The organism is Streptomyces sp. Act143 (genome assembly GCF_003143935.1).
GTDB lineage: Bacteria > Actinomycetota > Actinomycetes > Streptomycetales > Streptomycetaceae > Streptomyces.
The window spans coordinates 500,796-522,228 of the sequence record NZ_QFRX01000001.1 but is presented as its reverse complement, the minus strand read 5'-3'; the positions used below and the strand labels follow the sequence as shown (position 1 = coordinate 522,228).

The 21,433-nt window shown below is 69.9% G+C and carries 14 protein-coding genes; 10 read left to right on the top strand and 4 right to left on the bottom strand.

What is annotated here, in order from left to right; genetic code table 11:
• The first annotated feature begins 72 nt into the window (after positions 1-72).
• The 8 genes from DI272_RS02250 (at position 73) to DI272_RS02215 (ending at position 15,903) form a co-directional block, all read left to right on the top strand.
• Positions 73-1,032: a carbohydrate ABC transporter permease gene (locus DI272_RS02250; RefSeq protein ID WP_109493444.1), complete on the top strand. Its 960-nt coding sequence runs from the start codon at positions 73-75 to the stop codon at positions 1,030-1,032.
• 16 nt (positions 1,033-1,048) lie between these two features.
• Entirely contained in the window at positions 1,049-1,924 is an 876-nt protein-coding gene (locus DI272_RS02245) for a carbohydrate ABC transporter permease (protein WP_109493443.1), read from the top strand.
• A gap of 107 nt (positions 1,925-2,031) precedes the next feature.
• The gene (locus DI272_RS02240) at positions 2,032-3,648 is read left to right on the top strand and encodes a glycoside hydrolase family 13 protein (RefSeq protein WP_109493442.1); all 1,617 of its coding nucleotides are present in this window, start codon (positions 2,032-2,034) and stop codon (positions 3,646-3,648) included.
• 150 nt (positions 3,649-3,798) lie between these two features.
• Entirely contained in the window at positions 3,799-5,832 is a 2,034-nt protein-coding gene (locus DI272_RS02235) for a glycosyl hydrolase family 28-related protein (protein ID WP_109493441.1), read from the top strand.
• Positions 5,833-6,010: 178 nt separating this feature from the next.
• Entirely contained in the window at positions 6,011-7,021 is a 1,011-nt protein-coding gene (locus tag DI272_RS02230) for a LacI family DNA-binding transcriptional regulator (RefSeq protein WP_109493440.1), read from the top strand.
• 349 nt (positions 7,022-7,370) lie between these two features.
• Positions 7,371-10,742, top strand: coding sequence for a CARDB domain-containing protein (locus DI272_RS02225; RefSeq protein WP_109493439.1), 3,372 nt, complete (start codon positions 7,371-7,373; stop codon positions 10,740-10,742).
• A 265-nt stretch (positions 10,743-11,007) separates the two neighbouring features.
• Positions 11,008-15,297 carry a discoidin domain-containing protein gene (locus DI272_RS02220; protein ID WP_181387062.1) on the top strand — a complete coding sequence of 1,430 codons (4,290 nt, stop codon included), beginning with the start codon at positions 11,008-11,010 and terminating at the stop codon, positions 15,295-15,297.
• Between the two features lie 285 nt (positions 15,298-15,582).
• Positions 15,583-15,903 carry a VOC family protein gene (locus DI272_RS02215; protein ID WP_219933837.1) on the top strand — a complete coding sequence of 107 codons (321 nt, stop codon included), beginning with the start codon at positions 15,583-15,585 and terminating at the stop codon, positions 15,901-15,903.
• Between the two features lie 341 nt (positions 15,904-16,244).
• On the opposite strand, the gene DI272_RS02210 is transcribed toward DI272_RS02215, so the two are convergent.
• From DI272_RS02210 to DI272_RS02200, 3 genes are all read right to left on the bottom strand, one after another.
• Positions 16,245-17,249, bottom strand: a complete 1,005-nt coding sequence (locus DI272_RS02210; protein ID WP_109493437.1) for a helix-turn-helix transcriptional regulator — start codon at positions 17,247-17,249, stop codon at positions 16,245-16,247.
• A 187-nt stretch (positions 17,250-17,436) separates the two neighbouring features.
• Entirely contained in the window at positions 17,437-17,865 is a 429-nt protein-coding gene (locus DI272_RS02205; RefSeq protein WP_109493436.1) for a hypothetical protein, read from the bottom strand.
• Positions 17,866-17,894: 29 nt separating this feature from the next.
• Positions 17,895-18,833: a hypothetical protein gene (locus DI272_RS02200; protein ID WP_146238303.1), complete on the bottom strand. Its 939-nt coding sequence runs from the start codon at positions 18,831-18,833 to the stop codon at positions 17,895-17,897.
• A gap of 335 nt (positions 18,834-19,168) precedes the next feature.
• On the opposite strand from DI272_RS02200, the gene DI272_RS02195 reads away from it, so the two are divergent.
• Positions 19,169-19,732 carry a DM13 domain-containing protein gene (locus tag DI272_RS02195; protein ID WP_109493434.1) on the top strand — a complete coding sequence of 188 codons (564 nt, stop codon included), beginning with the start codon at positions 19,169-19,171 and terminating at the stop codon, positions 19,730-19,732.
• A 141-nt stretch (positions 19,733-19,873) separates the two neighbouring features.
• Here the strand turns inward: DI272_RS02195 and DI272_RS02190 are convergent, their stop codons facing one another.
• The gene (locus DI272_RS02190; protein WP_258314434.1) at positions 19,874-20,365 is read right to left on the bottom strand and encodes an SPW repeat protein; all 492 of its coding nucleotides are present in this window, start codon (positions 20,363-20,365) and stop codon (positions 19,874-19,876) included.
• 295 nt (positions 20,366-20,660) lie between these two features.
• Here DI272_RS02190 and DI272_RS02185 point away from each other — a divergent pair, with 295 nt between their 5' ends.
• Positions 20,661-21,422 carry a ZIP family metal transporter gene (locus tag DI272_RS02185; RefSeq protein ID WP_109493432.1) on the top strand — a complete coding sequence of 254 codons (762 nt, stop codon included), beginning with the start codon at positions 20,661-20,663 and terminating at the stop codon, positions 21,420-21,422.
• Positions 21,423-21,433: the final 11 nt, after the last annotated feature.

The window sequence follows — 21,433 nt, the reverse complement described above, 5'->3', positions numbered from 1 at the left end:
CCAGCAGATACGTCCGCTGCAACGGCAGCAGATACGGCCGCAGACACGGCAGTTGAGTACCGAGGAGCGACGATGTCGGCCCCGAGCCTGACCCCGAGCAAGGCGGGACCTCCCCGCCCTCCCGAGCCGCGCACCGCGGGCCCGTCGGCCCCCGGCGGCTCCTTCGCCAGAAGCCTCAGGCGCAACCTGACGGCCCACGGCTTCCTCATCGGAGCCGTCCTGTGTTTCCTGGTCTTCTCCTGGTATCCGATGATCCGGGAGTTCTTCCTCGCCTTCCAGAAGACCGAGAGCGGCCGGACGACCTGGGTCGGCTTCGACAACCTCGTCACCGTCTTCAACGACCCCGCCTTCTGGCAGGCCTGGCGCAACACCCTGCTGTTCACCGTCCTGGCGCTGGTGTTCGGCTTCGCGGTGCCGTTCGTCGTCGCGGTGGTCATCAACGAGTTCCGGCACGGCCAGGGCTATCTGCGCCTGCTCGTCTACCTGCCCGTGATGCTGCCGCCCGTCGCCTCGGTCCTGCTCTTCAAGTACCTCTACGACCCCGGATACGGGCTCCTCAACGAGCTGTTCGGCTTCCTGCACCTGCCCGAACAGCAGTGGCTCCAGGACCCCGACCTGTCCATGCTGTCCGTGGTCATCGCCGCGACCTGGATGAACATGGGCGGCGCCACCCTGATCTACCTCGCCGCACTCCAAGGAGTGCCCGGTGAGCTGTACGAGGCGGCCGAACTCGACGGCGCGGGCCTGTTCCGCAAGATCTGGCACGTGACCATCCCGCAGACCCGCCTCATCCTGTCGCTGATGCTGCTCATGCAGATCATCGCGACGATGCAGGTCTTCGTCGAACCCTTCCTCCTGACCGGCGGCGCCGGCCCCGAGGGGTCCACGACCACCGTCGTCTACCTCATCTACCAGTACGCCTTCAACTTCAACAACTACGGTGCCGCGGCGGCGCTCGGTCTGATGCTCCTCGTACTGCTCGCCGGATTGTCGGCGCTGTACGTCAAGCTCAGCCGCGCCGAGGACAAGTAGGCCAGGGGAGTCCACCATGTCCACACGCACCCTCATCGCGCCGGCCGTCCTCGCCAAACGCAAGGGCAAGGCGGTGTACTGGACCGTTTTCGCCCTGGTCGTCGGCGGATTCAGCCTGGTGTTCCTCGGGCCGCTCTACTGGCTGGTCTCCAGCGGCTTCAAGGACACCCAGGAGGTCATCCAGACCCCGCCCACCCTGGTGCCCCGAAGCTTCACACCGGAGAACTACAGCCAGGCCTGGGACGTCATGGACCTGTCCTCTCTGCTGTTCAACACCCTCTACTACGCGTTCGGCGCGCTCGCCTTCCAACTCGTCCTGGACGTCGCGGCCGCGTACTCGCTGTCCAAGCTCCGTCCCGTACTGGGCAAGGCGATCCTGGGCATGATGCTCGCCACGCTGATGATCCCGGCGACCGTCCTCGTCGTACCGCAGTACCTGACCGTTCTGGACGTGCCGATCGTGGAGCGCAACCTGCTCAACTCGCCCTGGGCGATCTGGCTGCCGTCGGTCACCAACGCGTTCAACATCTTCCTGCTGAAGCGCTTCTTCGACTCCATCCCGCAGGAGCTCCTGGACGCCGCATCCATGGACGGGGCCGGTCCGATGCGGACCCTGCGCTCCATCGTGCTGCCGATCTCGCGGCCCATCCTCGGCGTGGTGTCGATCTTCGCGGTCGTCGGAGTCTGGAAGGACTTCCTGTGGCCGATGCTCACCCTGCCCGACCCGGCCAGACAGACGCTCAACGTCGGTATCTACTCGCTGTCCAACGGTGTGCCCGTCAACGTGCTGATCGCGGCACTGACCATCGCCTCGATCCCGACGCTGCTCATCTTCCTCGTCTTCCAGCGCAACATCATGAGCGGCCTGACCGCCGGAGGCCTCAAGGGCTGACGCCCACCGCACGGACCCCCCATGAACTTCGCCGCCGCCCCGTCCATCCGCCCCGCAGCAACCGGGGCGGCGGCGAGGAACCTCTTCCTGCCCGAAAGGAACGCTCTGTGGCAGCCCCTCATGCGCCCCGCACCGACGACTGGTGGCGCGACGCCGTCATCTACCAGGTGTACCCCCGCAGCTTCGCCGACGGCGACGGCGACGGCACCGGTGACCTCGCGGGCGTCCGGGCGAGACTGCCCTACCTCGCCGAACTCGGCGTCGACGCCGTCTGGTTCACCCCCTGGTACGCCTCACCCCTCGTCGACGGCGGCTACGACGTCGCCGACTACCGCACCATCGACCCCGCCTTCGGCACCCTCGCCGAAGCCGAGAAACTCATCGCCGAGGCCGCGGCGCTCGACCTCCGCGTCATCGTCGACATCGTCCCCAACCACGTCTCCGACCAGCACACCTGGTTCCAGGCGGCCCTGGCCGCAGGCCCCGGCAGCGCGGAGCGGGAGCGGTTCCACTTCCGCCCCGGACGGGGCGAGAACGGTGAACTGCCCCCGAACAACTGGCCCTCGCAGTTCTCCGGACCGACCTGGACCCGCGTCCCGGACGGCGAGTGGTATCTGCACCTGTTCACCCCGGAACAGCCCGACCTCAACTGGGCCCACCCCGAGGTCCGCCAGGAGCACGAGGACGTCCTGCGCTTCTGGTTCGAGCGCGGCGTCGCCGGCGTCCGCATCGACTCCGCCGCACTGCTCGCCAAGGACCCCGCGCTCGCCGACTTCGAGGAAGGCGTCGACCCCCACCCGTACATCGACCAGGACGAGCTGCACGACATCTACCGGTCCTGGCGGGCCATCGCCGACGAGTACGGCGGGGTCTTCGTCGGCGAGGTGTGGCTGCCCGACGCCGAACGCTTCGCGCGCTACCTGCGCCCCGACGAACTGCACACCGCCTTCAACTTCACCTTCCTGTCCTGCCCCTGGGAGCCGGGCCGGCTGCGCCGCACGATCGACGACACCCTCGCCGAGCACGCCCCGGTCGGCGCGCCCGCCACCTGGGTGCTGTGCAACCACGACGTCACCCGCACCGTGACCCGCTACGGGCGGGACGACACCGGCTTCGACTTCGCCGCCAAGCGTTTCGGCACCCCCACCGATCTCGCCCTGGGGAGCCGCCGAGCCCGCGCCGCCGCCCTGCTGACCCTGGCGCTGCCCGGGTCGGTCTACCTCTATCAGGGCGAGGAACTGGGCCTGCCCGAGGCGGAGATCCCTCTCGACCGGATCCAGGACCCGATGCACTTCCGCTCCGGCGGCACCGACCCGGGCCGCGACGGCTGCCGGGTCCCGCTGCCCTGGGAGGCGGATGCCCCGTACTGCGGGTTCGGCGCGGGAGCGGTCCCCTGGCTGCCGCAGCCCGAGGACTGGGCACAGTACGCCGTGGACCGCCAGAGCGCCGACGCCGCCTCGATGCTCGCGCTCTACCGGCAGGCGCTGCGTCTCCGCCGCGCCGAGCCGGGCTTCGGCGACGGGCCCATGCGGTGGCTGCCCGCCGAGGAAGGAGTGCTGGCCTTCGCCCGCCCCGGCGGAGTGATCTGCGTCGTCAACCTGTCGGCCGCGCCCGCCGGCCTGCCCCCGCACCGGGAGCTCCTGCTGGCCAGCGGGCCGCTCGGGGCCGACGGCACGCTGCCGCCGGACACGGCGGTGTGGCTGCGGGCCGCCGACGGAGCCTGACCCACGGTTCCCTGCGCGCCCGGCCGTCCGGAGCAGGCCGGCCGGGCGCGCAGGTTCCACGTGCTCCCGCCGCCTTGGGGTGTGCCACCCCGCGCATGTCCAGGTCCTGGTTCACGTCCACCGCACACCCCTCGACAGAAGCGAGCCCCGATGTCCTCCAGACGTGTCCGCGCCCGCACCGGCGCGAGAGCCACCACCGTGTTGTGCGCGCTGCTCTCCCTCGGCCTGGCGGCCGACGGCACCGCCACCGCGGCGCCCGCCCGCACACCCGACGCCTCCGGAACCCGGCCGGTCGTCACCCGCGCCGGACTGGACCCCGCACTGGTCGCCGGACGCGGCGCGGACGTGGACTTCGACGAGCAGGAAGCCGAGAACGTCACCACGGACGGCACGGTCATCGGGCCCGACCGCACCCCGTACACCCTCGCCTCGGAGGCGTCCGGGCGGAGGGCCGTCCGGCTGACGCCCGGGCAGTACGTCGAATTCGTCCTGCCGCGCGCCGCCAACGCTCTGAACGTGCGCTACAGCGTCCCCGACGCGCCCGAGGGCGGCGGGACCACCGCGCCCCTGGACGTGAGCGTCGCCGGCCGGCACCGCGCGACCATGACGCTCACGTCGCAGTACTCCTGGCTCTACAACCAGTACCCCTTCACCAACGACCCCCGCGCCGGCCTGCTGCACCCCGACTGGTGGATCACCGAGTGCTCGTGCGTGCCGTCGGCCACCACGCCCGCCCCGCAGATCGACAAGCCGTTCCGGCCCACGCACTTCTACGACGAGCAGCGCCTGCTCCTGGGCCGCACCTACCGGGCGGGCGACCGCGTGCGCCTGACGGTGCCCGCGGGCAGCCGCGCGGCCTGGACCGTGATCGATCTGCTCGACTCCCAGCTGGTGGCCCCGCCGAGGACTGTGCGTGGGGGAGTGGACGTCCGCGGCTTCGGCGCGGACCCCACCGGCCGGCGGGACGCCGCGCCCGCGATCGAGCGGGCCATCGCCTTCGCCCGCCGCGCCGACCGGCCCGTCTACCTCCCGCCGGGCACCTTCCAGGTCGACCGGCACATCGAGGTCGACGACGTCACGATCACCGGGGCGGGCAGCTGGTACACGGTCCTCAAGGGCCGCCAGGTCACCCTGGACACCCCCGCGCCCGACGGTTCCCGGCACACGGGCGTCGGCCTGTACGGCAAGAGCGCCGCGGAGGGCGGCAGCCGTAACGTGCATCTGTCGGGCTTCGCCGTCGAGGGCGACGTCCGTGTCCGCGTCGACACCGATCAGGTCAACGCGATCGGCGGCGCCATGAGCGACTCCACCATCAGCGGCCTGTATCTGCACCACACGAAGGCCGGGTTGTGGTTCGACGGCCCCATGGAGAACCTGCGCGTGCGCGACAACGTCATCGTCGACCAGATCGCCGACGCGCTCAACTTCCACACGGGCGTGACCGGTTCGCTCGTGCAGAACAACTTCATCCGCAACACCGGTGACGACGGCCTGGCGATGTGGTCGGAGAAGACCGCCGACTCCGGCAACATCTTCACCCGCAACACGGTGCAGTCCCCGACCCTCGCCAACGGCATCGCCATCTACGGCGGGCGGGACAACACCGTCAGCGGCAACCTGGTCGCGGACCCGGTGCGCGAAGGCAGCGGACTGCACGCGGGGGCGCGCTTCGGCGCCACGCCGTTCGGCGGGTTCCTGCACTTCACCGACAACACCACGGTCCGCGCCGGCACCCTCGACCTGAACTGGCGGATCGGGCTGGGCGCTCTGTGGTTCTACGCCCTGGACGGCTCCATCGACGCCGACATCCGGGTCACGGGCGATCACTACCTCGACAGCACCCACAACGCGATCATGCTCGTCAGCGAGTACGGGGTGAAGGACCGCTACGACATCCCATCCGTCCACTTCAAGGACATCCGGGTGGACGGCACCGGCAACTCCGTGCTCAGCGCCCGCACGAAGGGCTCCGCCACCTTCGAGAACGTGGACGCCCGCAATGTCGGCGCGATCGGGGTGAACAACTGCGGCTCCTTCAACTTCCCGGCCGGTGGATCGGAGTTCGCGCTGACCGACCTCGGAGGCAATGACGGGGGCTGGCTCGCCGGCTGGATGCTGCCGAACACCCTCACCTGCGACGACCGGCCCCCGGTGGTGGAGCCCCCGGCGCCCGCGCCCTGGTGACGCGGTCAAGTCCGGCACCCTCCGGCCGCCGGGTGCGCTCCCTCTCGGCCGCCGGACAGGTCGTTGCAAGCACCGCCCCGACGGAAGCCCTGGAGGTTGCTGGCGAAGCGTCGCGCAGACGACGAGAAATAGGAACCTTCCGCAATTCGCTTGCGTATTTTGCGCTAGGCTTGCGTTCATGACGCGACGACTTGCTCAGGTGGCGAAGAAGGTTGGGGTCAGCGAGGCGACGGTCAGTCGTGTCCTCAACGGAAAGCCCGGGGTGTCCGAGGCCACCCGCCAGTCGGTCCTGACCGCCCTGGACGTGCTGGGATACGAGCGGCCGACCCAGCTGCGCGGCGAGCGGGCCCGGCTCGTCGGCCTGGTGCTCCCCGAGCTGCAGAACCCGATCTTCCCGGCGTTCGCCGAGGTCATCGGCGGCGCACTGGCCCAGCAGGGGTTGACGCCCGTGCTGTGCACGCAGACCCGGGGCGGCGTGTCCGAGGCGGACTACGTGGAGCTGCTGCTGCAGCAGCAGGTCTCCGGCGTCATCTTCGCGGGCGGCCTGTTCGCGCAGGCCGACGCCCCGCATGAGCACTACCACCAGCTCGCGGAACGGAAGATCCCCGTGGTGCTGGTCAACGCCTCCATCGACGGCCTGGACTTCCCGTGCGTGGCGTGCGACGACGCGGTCGCGGTCGAGCAGGCCTGGCGGCATCTGGCCTCCCTGGGGCACGAGAAGATCGGTCTGGTCCTGGGGCCCGAGGACCACATGCCCTCGCGCCGCAAGCTGGCGGCCGCCCGGCTGGCCGCGGACGCGGTGGGCACGGCGTGGGACGACGCCCTGGTCCAGCGCTCGATCTTCTCCCTGGAGGGCGGCCAGGCGGCGACGTCCCGGCTGCTCGAAGCGGGGGTGACCGGCATCGTCTGCGCCAGTGACCCGCTCGCCCTGGGCGCCATCCGGGCCGCGCGCCGACGGGGGCTGGCCGTGCCCGCGGAGGTCTCGGTCGTCGGTTTCGACGACTCGGCGTTCATGACGTGCACGGAACCGCCGCTGACCACGGTGCGCCAGCCCATCGAGGCCATGGGGCGCGCGGCGGTGGATCTGCTGTGCGCACAGATCCAGGGGAGCGCGGCGCACCCGGGTGAGCTGCTCTTCGAGCCGGAGCTGGTGGTGCGCGGTTCCACCGCACCGCCGCCCGCCGCGTGACCGTCTGATCCCGCGCCGCCGCACGGCACCGGTGTCACCGCCTTCCCGGCGGACGTGACACCGGTGCCGTTGTCGTTTCCCCGGCATTTCTCTGTCGTGAACCTGACGGAAGCGTTGACACAGACCTCATTTTGGAGAAACCTGTCACCTCAGCGTTGCAACTGAGTCACAGAACTACTCAATAAATCGACTCAACGGCGCCATCCCTCAGTGAAGTCCTGCTGGGTCCTCGGCGCGCGACCTCGTCACCCCCCACCCCCGGCCCCGCCGCGCGACCCGCGCCCGCAGGCCCGGCCCCAGCGGTGGCGGCGGGGCTGCCGCACCGTGCCCGGATTGCGGAGAGGCCACCATGAGACGCATCAACCTGAGCAGACGGCTGGGGGTCGGCCTGCTGCTCGCGGGGCTGACAGCCACCGGACTGCTCCCCGCCCCGGCACACGCCGCGGCCGAGACCAACCTGGCCCTGGGCCGGACGGCCACGGCCGGCGGCGCCCTCGGCGGCTACCCGGCCGCCCACGTCACCGACGGAAGCCAGCAGACGTACTGGGAGGGGCCCACCGGGTCGTTCCCGCAGTGGGTTCAGGTCGACCTCGGCGCGCAGGTCACCCTGGACCGTGTCGCGCTGAAGCTGCCCACCGGCTGGGAGGCGCGCACCCAGTCGCTGTCCGTCCTCGTCAGCACCGACGGCGGCTCGTTCAGCACCCTCGCCGCCGGACAGGGCCGCGCCTTCGACCCGTCCGCCGCCAACACCGTGAACATCGCCCTGCCGGCCTCGACCGCCCGCTACGTCCGGGTGCAGGTGACCTCCAACTCCGGCTGGAACGCAGCCCAGTTGTCGGAGCTGGAGGTCTTCGGTGACGCCGGGCAGGAACCCGAGGAGCCGCCTGTCGAAGCGGGCGACCTCGCCCGGGGCAAGCCCGTCGAGGCATCCTCCACCACCCAGAACTACGTCGCCGCCAACGCCAACGACGGCAACCTCGGCACCTACTGGGAGTCGGCCGGTTTCCCGGCGAACCTCACCGTCAAGCTCGGCGCGGACGCGGACGTCGAGGCCGTACGCATCAAACTGAGCCCGGACGCGGTCTGGGGGCCGCGGACGCAGTCCCTCGAAGTCCTCGGCCGCGCCACGGGCGTGTCCGGCTTCACGACGCTGAAGGCCCGCGGCGACTACGCCTTCAGTCCCTCCTCCGGCGGCAACAGCGTCCTCATCCCGGTCACCGGCCGGGTGGCCGACGTCCGGCTCGCCTTCTCCGCCAACTCCGGTGCGCCCGGCGCCCAGGTGGCCGAGGTCGAGGTGCTCGGCACCGCCACCCCGCAGCCCGACCTCGTCGTCACCGACCTGACCTGGTCCCCGGCCGCGCCGTCCGAGGCGGACGCGGTGACGGTCAAGGCCACGGTCCGCAACGCCGGTACCGCCGCCGCACCCGCGAGCGCGCTCGACGTCAGCGTCGAGGGCACCGTCGCCGGTTCCGCCTCCGTCGCGGGGCTGGCCGCGGGGGAGTCCGCCACGGTCGACGTGCCCGTCGGCAAACGTCCGATGGGTTCCTACACCGTCTCGGCCGCCGTCGACCCGAGCGACACCGTCACCGAGTCCGACAACAGCAACAACAGCCGCACGGCGGCCGGCAAGCTGACCGTGTCCCAGAGCCCGGGCCCCGACCTGACGGTCACCGGCATCACCACCAACCCGGCCTCGCCCGCGGTCGGCACCGACGTCTCCTTCACCGTCGCCGTCCGCAACCGGGGCACCACCTCCGTCCCGGCGGGCAGCGTCACCCAGCTGACCGTGGGGGAGCAGACACTCAAGGGCACGGCCGGGGCGATCGCCGCGGGAGCCACGGCCGATGTCGCGATCGGCGGTACCTGGAAGGCCACCAGCGGCGGCGCGACCCTCACGGCCACCGCGGACGCCACCGGCACGGTCACCGAGACCAACGAGGACAACAACGTCTTCGCCCGCTCCCTCGTCGTCGGACGCGGGGCGGCCGTGCCGTACACCGAGTACGAGGCGGAGACCGACCGCTACCGGGGCACGCTGCTGACCGCCGACAGCAAGCGGACGTTCGGCCACACCAACTTCGCCACCGAGTCCTCCGGCCGCGAGTCCGTACGCCTCGACACCACCGGCGACTACGTCGAGTTCACCTCCACGAACGCCGCCAACTCCCTCGTCGTACGCAACTCCATCCCCGACGCGGCGGCCGGCGGCGGCCAGGAGGCGACGCTCAGCCTGTACGCCGACGGCACGTTCGTGCGCAAGCTGACGCTCTCGTCCAAGCACAGCTGGCTCTACGGCAGCACCGACGAACCCGAGGGACTGACCAACCGTCCCGGCGGCGACGCGCGCCGCCTGTTCGACGAGGCGCAGGCGCTGCTGACCACCACCTACCCCGCGGGCACCACCTTCCGCCTCCAGCGCGACGCGGGGGACACCGCCGCCTACTACGTGCTGGACCTGATCGACCTGGAGCAGGTGGCGCCGCCCGCCACCAAGCCCGCCGAGTGCACCTCCATCACCGCCTACGGCGCGGTGCCCAACGACGGCATCGACGACACCGACGCCCTCCAGCGGGCCGTCACGGCCGACCAGAACGGAGACATCGCCTGCGTCTGGATACCCGCCGGGCAGTGGCGCCAGGAGCAGAAGATCCTCACCGACGACCCCCTCGACCGCGGGCAGTACAACCAGGTCGGCATCCGGGACGTGACCATCCGCGGCGCCGGCATGTGGCACTCGCAGCTGTACACGCTGACCGCACCCCAGGACGCGGGCGGCATCAACCACCCGCACGAGGGCAACTTCGGCTTCGACATCGACGACAACACCAAGATCTCCGACATCGCCGTCTTCGGCTCCGGCACCATCCGGGGCGGCGACGGCAACGCCGAGGGCGGCGTCGGGCTCAACGGCCGCTTCGGCAAGAACACGAAGATCAGCAACGTGTGGATCGAGCACGCCAACGTCGGTGTGTGGGTCGGCCGCGACTACTCCAACATCCCCGAGCTCTGGAACCCGGGCGACGGCCTGGAGTTCACCGGTATGCGGGTGCGCGACACCTACGCCGACGGCATCAACTTCGCCAACGGCACCCGCAACTCGACCGTGTACAACTCCTCCTTCCGCAACACCGGCGACGACGCCCTGGCCGTCTGGTCCAGCAAGTACGTCAAGGACACCTCGGTGGACGTCGGCCACGACAACCACTTCCGCAACAACACCGTCCAACTGCCCTGGCGCGCCAACGGCATCGCGGTGTACGGCGGTTACGGCAACACGATCGAGAACAACGTCGTCTCCGACACCATGAACTACCCCGGCATCATGCTGGCCACCGACCACGACCCGATCCCGTTCTCAGGACAGACCCTCATCGCCAACAACGCGCTGTACCGCACCGGCGGGGCGTTCTGGAACGAGGACCAGGAGTTCGGTGCCATCACGCTGTTCGCGCAGGGCCCGGACATTCCGGGGGTGAGGATCCGCGACACCGACATCCATGACTCGACCTACGACGGCCTCCAGTTCAAGACCGGCGGCGGTGCGATGCCGGGCGTGCAGGTGAGCAACGTCCGTATCGACAAGTCGCGCAACGGCTGCGGTGTGCTCGCCATGGGCGGGGCCCGCGGCAGTGCCACCCTGACCGGCGTGACCATCACGGACTCGGCGGAGGGCGACGTCTGTGTGGAGCCGGGCTCCCAGTTCGTGATCAACCGCAACTGACCTGCGGGGCAACCGGTCCGGCGGCCCGCCGTGCGCGGGTCGCCGAATCGGCATGCCCCGCGCTCATGCGGGGGGTGGCTGCCCGCTGGCCGGGCGCGTTCGGCGGGCCGACAACTCACCGTGTCGGAGCTGTAGACGCTGCGACAAACCTCTGCAACTCTCTGACCGTTCAACGCAAAGTCTGAATTCCAGGGCGTCATAAAGAGATGCCCCCTCCGGAGCCGCGACCCGCACCCCAACGTGCGATCCCGAAATGCGAGGAACGATGAGAACCCCCACCTGGAGATCACGGTGGCTGAGCGCCGTGATCGTCACGAGCCTGCTGGCCCTGGGCGGGCCCCTGATGACCGCCCACGCCGCCGGCGGACCCAACATCGCGCTCGGCGACACCGCTTCGGCCGGCAGCGCCAACAGCGGGTACGCCGCCGCCAACATCACCGACGGCAACCAGGCCACGTACTGGGAGAGCGCGGGCAGCAGCCTGCCCCAGTGGGTCCAGGCCGACCTCGGCAGCAGCCGGTCCATCGACGAAGTCGTCCTGAAGCTGCCCAGCGGCTGGGACAGCCGCACCCAGACACTCGCCGTCCAGGGCAGCGCCGACGGCACCAGCTTCAACACCCTCAAGAGCTCCGCCGCCTACACCTTCAGCCCCGGGGCCGCCAACACCGTCACCATCGGCTTCCCCGCCGCGCAGGCCCGCTACGTCCGCATCGCCATCAGCGCCAACACCGGCTGGCAGGCCGCCCAGCTCTCCGAACTCGAAGTCCACGCCGCGGGCGAGTCCTCCGCCGATCTCGCCTCCGGCAAGACCCTCAAGGCCAGCAGCCACACCGACGTGTACGCGGCGCCCAACGCCAACGACGGCAACCGCGCGAGCTACTGGGAGAGCACCAACAACGCCCTCCCGCAGTGGCTGGAGGCAGACCTCGGCGCCTCCCTCGCCGTCAACCGCGTGGTCCTGAAACTCCCCGCGGGCTGGGAGTCCCGCAGCCAGACCCTGAAGATCCAGGGCAGTGCCAACGGCAGCACCTACACCGATCTGTCGGCGTCGCAGGGCTACACCTTCAACGCGGCGAACGACAACACCGCCACGATCTCCTTCGACGCGACGACCACCCGCTTCGTGCGCGTCCTGGTCACCGCCAACACGGTGCAGCCCGCCGCCCAGATATCCGAGCTGGAGATCTACGGCCCCAGCGGCGGCGACACCCAGGCCCCCAGCGCCCCGGGCGACCTGGCGTACACCGAGCCGGCCACCGGCCAGATCAGACTCACCTGGACGGCGTCCACCGACAACACCGGCGTCACCGGCTACGACATCTACGCCAACGGCTCCCTGCTCACCTCCGTCGCGGGCGACGTCACCACCTTCACCGACAACCGCCCGGCCAACCAGACCGTCTCCTACCGCGTCCGGGCCCGAGACGCCGCCGGCAACCAGTCCGCCGACAGCAACACCGTCACCCGCATCGGTGACGCCGGCGACACCCAGGCACCCACCGCCCCCGCCAACCTCGCCTACACCGAGCCGGGCAGCAACCAGATCAAACTCACCTGGACGGCGTCCACCGACAACGTCGGTGTCAGCGGCTACGACATCTACGCCAACAACGTCCTCAGGGACAGCGTCGCCGGCAATGTCACCACGTTCACCGACACCCAGCCCGCGACCAGCACCGTCACCTACCACGTCCGCGCCAAGGACGCCGCCGGCAACCAGTCGGGCAACAGCAACAGCGTCACCCGCAACGGCAGCGGCGGCACCGGCTCCAACCTCGCCGTCGGCAAGCCGATCGACGCCTCCTCCACCGTCCAGACCTATGTGGCCGCCAACGCCAACGACAACAGCACCACCACCTACTGGGAAGGCGCCGGCGGCAGCTACCCCAACACCCTCACCGTCAAGCTCGGCGCCAACGCCGACCTCGAACGCCTCGTCCTCAAGCTGAACCCCGACAGCGCCTGGTCCGCCCGCACCCAGACCATCGAGGTCCTCGGACGGGACCAGAACGCCACCGACTTCACCAGCCTGGTCGCCGCCAAGAGTTACGCCTTCGACCCGGCCGACGCCAACACGGTCACCATCCCGCTCACCGCCCGCACCGCCGACGTCAGGCTCCGCTTCACCGCCAACTCCGGCGCTCCGGCCGGTCAGTTGGCCGAGTTCCAGGTGATCGGCGTCCCCGCCCCCAACCCCGACCTGCAGGTGACGGACCTGACGACGACACCCGCCGCGCCCGTCGAGTCGGACGCCATCACCGTCACCGCCACCGTCCGCAACGACGGCCCCGCCGCCGCGGCGGCGAGCAAGCTCGCGGTGCGTCTGGGCGGTACCAAGGTCGCCACCGCCGACGTGGGCGCCCTCGCGGCCGGCGCCCAGACCACCGTCACCGCCTCCATCGGTCAGCGCGAGGCCGGTTCCTACGAGCTCAGCGCCGTCGCCGACGACGCGGGCACGGTCATCGAGCAGAACGAGTCCAACAACACCTACACCCGCCCCACGGCCCTGGTGGTCAAGCCGGTCGCCAGCTCCGACGTGGTCACCACCTCGGTCACCACCACCCCCTCCAGCCCGTCGGCCGGGGACACCGTCAACTTCAAGGCGACCGTGAAGAACCAGGGCACCGAGCCCACCGCCGCGGGCAGCCACGGCGTCACCCTGACCCTCCTCGACAAGCAGGGCGCCACGGTCAAGACCCTGACCGGCTCCTACGACGGTGCCCTCGCCCCCGGCGACTCCACGGTCGTCACCCTCGGCCCCTGGACGGCCGCCAACGGCACCTACACGATCAAGACCGTCCTCGCCGCCGACACCAACGAACTCCCCGTCAAGCGCGAGAACAACACCGCCACCCAGTCCCTGTTCGTCGGCCGCGGCGCCAACATGCCCTACGACATGTACGAGGCGGAGGACGGCACCACCGGCGGCGGCGCCAGTGTCCTCGGCCCCAACCGCACCGTCGGCGACCCCGCCGGTGAGGCCTCCGGCCGCAAGGCCGTCCGCCTCGACGCCACCGGCGAGTACGTCGAGTTCACCACCCGCGCCGCCACCAACACCCTGGTGACCCGCTTCTCCATCCCCGACGCGGCGGGCGGCGGCGGCACCGACGCCACCCTCGACCTCTACGTCGACGGCACCTTCAAGAAGGCCATCCCGCTCACCTCCAAGTACGCCTGGCTCTACGGCGCCGAAGCCTCACCCGGCAACTCGCCCGGCGCGGGCGCCCCACGGCACATCTACGACGAGGCACACCTCATGCTCGGCGAGACCGTGCCCGCCGGCAGCAAGATCCGCCTCCAGAAGGGCTCCGCCAACACCTCCACCTACACCATCGACTTCATCAACCTCGAACAGGTCGCCCCGGCGGCCAACCCCGACCCAGCGACGTACGCCGTGCCCGCCGGCTTCACGCACCAGGATGTGCAGAACGCCCTGGACAAGGTGCGCATGGACACCACCAACACCCTCGTCGGCGTCTACCTCCCGCCCGGCGACTACGAGACCGGGAGCAAGTTCCAGGTCTACGGCAAGCCGGTCAAGGTGGTCGGAGCCGGCCCCTGGTACACCCAGTTCCACGCCCCCACCACGCAGGACAACACCGACATCGGCTTCCGTGCCGACGCCACCGCCAAGGGCTCGCTCTTCAAGGGCTTCGCCTACTTCGGCAACTACACGTCGCGCATCGACGGCCCCGGCAAGGTCTTCGACTTCGGCAACGTCTCCGACATCACCATCGACGACATCTGGAACGAGCACATGGTGTGCCTCTACTGGGGCGCCAACACCGACCGCATGACCATCAAGAACTCCCGGATCCGCAACCTGTTCGCCGACGGCATCAACATGACGAACGGCTCCACCGACAACCTCGTCACCAACAACGACGCCCGCGCCACCGGCGACGACAGCTTCGCCCTGTTCTCCGCCATCGACGCGGGCGGCGCCGACATGAAGAACAACGTCTACGAGAACCTCACCACCACCCTGACCTGGCGTGCCGCGGGTGTCGCCGTGTACGGCGGCTACAACAACACCTTCCGCAACATCCACATCGCCGACACCCTCGTCTACTCCGGCATCACCATCTCCTCGCTGGACTTCGGCTACCCGATGAACGGCTTCGGCACCGATCCGACGACGTTCGAGAACATCTCGATCGTCCGCGCCGGCGGCCACTTCTGGGGCGATCAGACCTTCCCCGGCATCTGGCTCTTCTCCGCCTCGAAGGTCTTCCAGGGCATCCGCGTCAACCACGTCGACATCGTCGATCCCACCTACAGCGGCATCATGTTCCAGACCAAGTACAACGGCACCCAGCCCGAGAACCCGGTGAAGGACACCGTCCTCACCGACATCTCCATCACCGGCGCCCGCAAGAGCGGTGACGCCTGGGACGCCAAGTCCGGCTTCGGCATCTGGGCCAACGAGATGCCCGAACCCGGCCAGGGCCCGGCCGTGGGTGAGGCCACGATCAACTGCCTGCGCACCGGCAACAACGCCCAGGACATCCGCAACACGACGTCCACGTTCAAACTGACCGTCAACCCCTGCTGAGAAGAACCACCCGACCGCACCGGCTCCCGCGCCCGCCGCACCCCGCGGCGGGCGCGGGAGCCGGAACCGTTCGCCGTACGCTGCCGTGCCCTGCGATGCCGACGGCGTACTGCGGCACCGGCCCGCCGCCGAGGTGGCGCCGCACCGCGGGCGACCGCTCGACCGGGTCTCACGCCGACCTCGCCCTGCGGCCGCCGCTTCCGACGAGTTCTGGTCGCGTCAGCGGTCCGGCTTCCGACACGACTACGAGGGGTGATCCCGGTGGACCTGTACAGCGTCATGTGCGTGAGTGACCGGACCAAGGCGCTGCGGTGGTTCGAGGTGTTCTTCGGGCGACCTGCGGACGAGATCATCGGCGCGGAGCGCCTGTGGCGGGTCGGCGAGAACGCGTGGGTCGTCGTCGACGATCGCGACGCGCGCGCGGAGCGGGTGGGCGGGGCCATGATCACGCTCGGCGTGCACGACCTCGACGCCATCCTGGCCCGGCTCGCCGCACACGGGATCAGCCACGAACCGGTCGAGACCTACAGCAACGGCGTACGCCATGTCGTCGTGCTGGACCCCGACGGGAACAGACTCTCGCTCGCCGAGGCACCCTCCAGGTGAGCCTCCGGCCCCTCGCGCGGTGTGCTGGACGACGCCCGCCCGGTCCCCGTCCTGAAGTCTGTCTCCGCCGGTCCGCCGACTCTTCCGGGACAGCTGAAGCGTCTGGTGGCTGTGGGGCCCCGGTTCCAGTCCTGGCGAGCGAGCCCGACCACTCGCACACCCGGGGGATGACATGAAGCCGCTCAAGACGGCCGCGACGACCCCGCTCGTTCCCCTGCAACAGCGGCCGCTGCCAGCAGTGGGACGTCCACGTCTTCAACGACGGCACGCGCCGCTTCCTGGACCCAGGCTCCGGGGCAGGGCGCGGGAGTGCTCACCCTGGGCGCCTGATCAGGGCCGCGTCACCCGGACATGACCGGCGGAATGCCGCGGCGGCCGTCCACCAGCGCCTCCCCCAGCGGGGTCGCGCTGTGGTGGACGGCCGGCCCGCGGCGCCGGGTGACGATCAGCCCGGATTCACGCAGAGCGGCGGTGTGATGCGACACCGAGGCGGGGGAGACGACGAGCCGCCGGGCGAGCTCCCCGGTCGACGCGCCGCCCGTGGTGAGGGCGGCGAGCAGATCGGCGCGGGTCCGGCCGAGGAGGGTACGCAGGGCCTCCCGCGGGTCGCGGAGCAGCCCGGTGTCCGGCTGCGCCCAGCCCAGGTCGTGCGCTATCGGGTGGACGATCACCGGAGGCAGGCCGGGATCGCGCAGGGTGATCGGAGCGCGCCAGCAGAAGAACGACGGCAGCAGGAGCAGCCCCCGTCCGTCGAGATGGATGTCGCGGTCGCAGGCGCTGGCCATGGTCAGCAGATTGGACCGCCAGCGCAGATCCGGGTGCAGGGTGGCCAGCATGCCCTCGACGCCCCCGTCCGTCACCGCCTGCATCCGCAGTGCGCGGTCACGGTCGAAGGCCGTGCGCACCCGGCTCCAGTGCGGTCGCAGGGCGATGGCGAAGTACCCGCGCAGGGTCCGGTCGAGGCGGCGCAGGGTGTGCAGGTCCCCCTCGGCCAGGGACCGGAGCCAGGTGCCGGGCCGCTGGGCGGCGGCCAGCCGCCTGATGTCCCGGCGCAGCACGCGGCGCGGGGTGGACAGCAGGCCCTCAAGCCCCGCCTCCAGGCCGTCCCGGCCGTGGGCCGGGGTGAGGAAATCGGCGGAGTAGCCCCGGGGCGGGGCGAGGTCGAAGAGCATATGGACGGCGGCGGAGAGCCGCGACCGCACCTGCCTCTTCCACGGGCCGAAGACGACCGCGCCGTCTTCCCCCCGCACCAGATGCAGACTGAGCAGCAGCTCCCACATCGGATCCGGTCTGCTCGCCACCCGTACGCGTGCGATGTCCGCGTTCGTGAAATGGAACGTCAACATGTGATCCCCCGAAATGCGAGGCAGGCCTCGGTCAAAAGCCTGTGAGTGGTCCCGCAAGAGGTAGGAGCGCCATGGTGGGACGAGAGTTGTGTGAGTGGCCGATACCGGCTGGAGAATGGCCGGTTTCCTGACGCGGCAGCGCTCACTCCTCTCACGCGACGAGCTCCTCGAACTCGGGGGCCTCGACTCAGGGCAGGTTCGTCCACCGATGCGAGGAGATGTTGTCGTTGAGCCACTCTCCTGATCCGGGGCCCGTGTTGGCGTCGAAGGTCCACTGGCGTAGGTCGCTGAGCCCTACCCCGTTGTGGACGCCGCGACGGGCGCCTGTGTAGTTCAGGCCCCAGTACACCCAGACGTCGTCCAGGTTGCCGGGGTAGCCGTTGTTCCAGAGCGAGCTCGCCTGGTTGCGGCAGCTGCCCCAGTCCGGGGCTTCTCCGGTCCAGGAGTCGCACCAACCCGAGTAGCCGGTGTTGTAGTAGACGTGGAGAAAGCCATCGGCGAGCGAGTTCCCCGGGGACAGGGGAGCGGGGTCCGATGCCTGCGCGGCGAGCGGTGTGGCTGCCACCGTCACAACGGCGAGAGCCGCACCGATCAGTGCGCGCCGTACTGTGCCCATGTTCTTTCCTCTCGTTGCGGATTCCGGGTTCATGAGGTGGTGTCGGCCGTCTGTGTGAGACGGCGGGCACGGGGCAGTGCGTTCCGTTGCAGTTCCCGGTAGGTACGCACGGCCTGGTGGTACTGCCGCTGAAGGCTGCGGGCGTAGTGCAGGTCCAGGACCCGTGCGGTCTCGGCCAACCCTGAGGTGTGGGCGCACCGTGCCTCGGTGACGGCAAGTGCGATTTCCTCGTTCCTGGAAAGAGGTGGTCTGCGCGAGCCGGCCGCCGCGCGCGAGTCGGTCGGGCTCGAAGAGGGGTGGCCGGCGGCCCGCATACACGTGACCCAGGGCTTGACCGCCTCGGCGAAGCGCGGATCCGCGGTGACCCTTGCACGGCGGATCTCCGTGAGCGCGTCGACAGTGACGCTCGCCCGGAACCAGTTCCCCAGGTTTCCGTAGAGCGTCGCGTCGGCCTCCGACTGGCAGCCTTCGGGGCTCCGTTGGTACAGCATGCCGTCGGGGGCCCTGGCCGTCACCGTCAGGGGGCGAGAACCATTGGCTGCGGTCAGAGCCGCTGCCCGCTGCTTGGCCGGCAGTCCGCGAAAATACCGCTGATTGGCGTCTGTTTTTCTCAGCTCGGACAGATCGTGCTGGATATCTGTGCCGTAACCGTGTTTCCGGGCCCACGCCACGTCGTTGAGCACGTAGGGAAACTCCCGGGCCTCCGGAATCGGGTTCTCTTCGACCGGCTGGTACTCGAAGCCCTTCCGCTGCATGCAGTCACGCAGCAAAATCTGGCCGGCGTCATGCAGAAGGCTCAACTCCTGCCGCGACAGCTCACGCTGTTCTTCTCCAGCCGCAGCAGTGGAAGAAGCCGGCGGGGGAACGGTGAACGCGTGCATTCCCCCGGCCACGGCCAGGCCCAAGCACATGGCACCGGCCACGACAAAGCGCCGGTGAGCGCCGGGAGTTCGCCGGAATGCCGTCACTGATGGCCCCTTCTGCCGAATCCCGGTCGGTCACCCGTCCCGGCCCGAAAGTGTCACCTTGGTATAGCCAGCAGATACTCGCGTGACCGGTGCGCGACCGGCAATGATTTCGATGACGATCGAAATGTTGGACAGGGCGAGGGAGGATCAGGCACACGGTGATCCCCTCCGGAAGCCCCGCTCGCGCGTCTTCCGATCTCGCCCCTGCCGTCGGCAGAACGCCTTGAGCCGGTGGAGGGGCCGCCCGCCGCGACGTAAGAGTTCCGTCATCTCTCCGGACGCCTGTGTCGGCCGTCCCTGCTCTTGAATGAGGACGGACAGGAAACTCTCAAGGGGTGAGGCGCGTGCGGAAGTTGCCGGGCAGGTCCTGGATCGTCGGGGTGCTGGTGGTGGCCGTGGCCGCGGTCGGCTTCGGGCTGTACTGGTTCCAGCCGTGGAAGCTGTGGCAGGACGAGACGGTGCAAGAGGCGCTGCCCGAGGCCGCGGAGACGTTCGTTCCTCCGGCTGCGGCGTCTTCCGGGGCGTCTTCCCCCACGCAGTCCGGGCCGCAGACGCTCGCGAGCGGTGAACTCATCAGCCATGAGCACGCGACCTCGGGCACGGTGAGACTCGTACGACTGGCCGACGGCTCCCATGTCGTGCGGCTGGAGAACCTCGACACCAGCAACGGGCCGGACCTGCGGGTGTGGCTGACCGACGCGCCGGTCAAGGAGGGCACGGCCGGCTGGCGTGTCTTCGACGACGGGAAGTACGTCAGCCTCGGCAAGCTGAAGGGCAACAAGGGCAGCCAGAACTACGTCGTTCCCGAGGACGTCGACCTGTCCGGATACAGCAGCGTCAGCATTTGGTGCGACCGCTTCGACGTCTCCTTCGGCGCCGCCGAACTCGCCGCTGTCTGAGGGGGTTCACTCGGCTGCTGCCATGAACGGGTACGGGTGACCGATCTTCTTGCGGTTGGTGATGGCACCTGCTGCCCGGGCGTGACGCTCTGTCCGCCGGCGCCCGGGCAACAGGGTCGTTGCGCGGCCCGTGCCGAAGGGTCAGCTTCGGCCGGTTCCGTACGTCGTCGGTGGTACGCCTCGTTCCTCAGCGTGCGGTGTGTTGCGATTGGCCATCGCGCTGGCGGCCATGCCCAGGATCAGAGCGAGGACGCCGACGATGACGTTGTTCACGATCGACCGGGTGGTGCTGACGTCACCGGCCACGGCCCACGGGGCGACAATCGTCCACGCGCCCAGGGCACAGGCGGCCCACGCCATGCTGTGCGTGCGTTCGTAGGCACGACCGAAGCCGCCGCTCAGGAGCAGCGCGAAGGCGATGCCGACGATCAGGTTGTTGACAGCCAGCGTGGACAGGCCGTCGAAGCCCGCGATCCACGGAGAGGCCGCAAGATAGATCCCCGTGAGGAAGGCCAAGGTCTCCACGGCCTGGGCTCGCGTGGTGGTCGTCGCATGCTCGGCCAGTTCATGGCGCCGGTGCATGTCGATGATGTCGGGATGGGTTTCCATCGGCGAATGGGGCGAGGCTGTCATTCCCGCCACCTCCGAAATAGTTGGCTGTTGGGTCCGTGCTGCGCCGCGAGTACCCCTACCGGTGGGATGAGGCGTCGAATTCGGGCCCTGCACGCAAGGGGCGGCCGTTTCAGGTTGGCTGCCGGGGACGCTGTAGCGAAGGCGAGCCGGCTGCGGTGCCCGAGGGGAAAGGGACGGCGTGTGCATGACCGCTCGGCGGCGCCAGCGGCTTCCGGAGAGGGTCACGTTGACGGCAGGCGCATGCCCGCGGCCACCGACAGGGTGGGACCGGCTCGCGAGGGGTAGACGGGGCAGCATGCCACAGGTGATCCAAGCGGGCGGCTGGGGGCTGCTGGCCGGTGCTGCCCTGCTGCTGGGAGCGGTGTTCGGCTACATGCTGCGGGTGCCGCAGAAAGTCATCGCGCTGGTCATGGCCTTCGGCGCCGGCGTCCTGCTCTCGGCCGTCTCCTTCGAACTGATCGACGAAGCCTACGAACAGGGCGGGCTCGCCCCGGCGGCCGTGGGAACGCTGGCCGGGGCCTTGGCGTACACGGCCGGCAATGTGTGGCTGGCGCGCCGCGGCGCCCGGCATCGAAAGCGATCCGGCCACCACCCGGCTCAGGCGCAGCCTTCCGAGGAAGAACACAGCGGCTCGGGCCTGGCCCTGGCGCTGGGCGCACTGCTCGACGGCGTTCCCGAATCCGCGGTCATCGGCGTCAGCCTGCTCGACGGCGGCGCCGTCAGCATGGTCACCGTCGCGGCCGTGTTCATCAGCAACGTCCCCGAGGGACTGTCCAGCTCGGCCGGCATGAAGAAGGCCGGACGCAGCAAGGGCTATGTCTTCGGGGTGTGGGGCGCCATCGCCGCCGCGAGCGCCCTGTCCGCGGTGCTGGGCTACACCGTCGTCGGAGGCTTCTCGCCGGCTGTCGTCGCCGCGGTGACGGCGGTGGCCGCGGGAGCGATCCTGGCCATGATCGCCGACACGATGATCCCGGAGGCGTTCCAGGAAGCCCACCTGGCGATCGGGCTGGTGACCGTCAGCGGTTTCCTCGTCTCCTTCGCCCTCTCACACGCATGAAGGGCACCCGG

Coding starts and splice junctions, on each gene's coding strand:
- DI272_RS02210 (WP_109493437.1), bottom strand. CDS start 17,249: ATGTTGACGTTCCATTTCACGAACGCGGACATCGCACGCGTACGGGTG.
- DI272_RS02205 (WP_109493436.1), bottom strand. CDS start 17,865: ATGGGCACAGTACGGCGCGCACTGATCGGTGCGGCTCTCGCCGTTGTG.
- DI272_RS02225 (WP_109493439.1), top strand. CDS start 7,371: ATGAGACGCATCAACCTGAGCAGACGGCTGGGGGTCGGCCTGCTGCTC.
- DI272_RS02220 (WP_181387062.1), top strand. CDS start 11,008: ATGAGAACCCCCACCTGGAGATCACGGTGGCTGAGCGCCGTGATCGTC.
- DI272_RS02245 (WP_109493443.1), top strand. CDS start 1,049: ATGTCCACACGCACCCTCATCGCGCCGGCCGTCCTCGCCAAACGCAAG.
- DI272_RS02230 (WP_109493440.1), top strand. CDS start 6,011: ATGACGCGACGACTTGCTCAGGTGGCGAAGAAGGTTGGGGTCAGCGAG.
- DI272_RS02235 (WP_109493441.1), top strand. CDS start 3,799: ATGTCCTCCAGACGTGTCCGCGCCCGCACCGGCGCGAGAGCCACCACC.
- DI272_RS02190 (WP_258314434.1), bottom strand. CDS start 20,365: ATGACAGCCTCGCCCCATTCGCCGATGGAAACCCATCCCGACATCATC.
- DI272_RS02185 (WP_109493432.1), top strand. CDS start 20,661: ATGCCACAGGTGATCCAAGCGGGCGGCTGGGGGCTGCTGGCCGGTGCT.
- DI272_RS02250 (WP_109493444.1), top strand. CDS start 73: ATGTCGGCCCCGAGCCTGACCCCGAGCAAGGCGGGACCTCCCCGCCCT.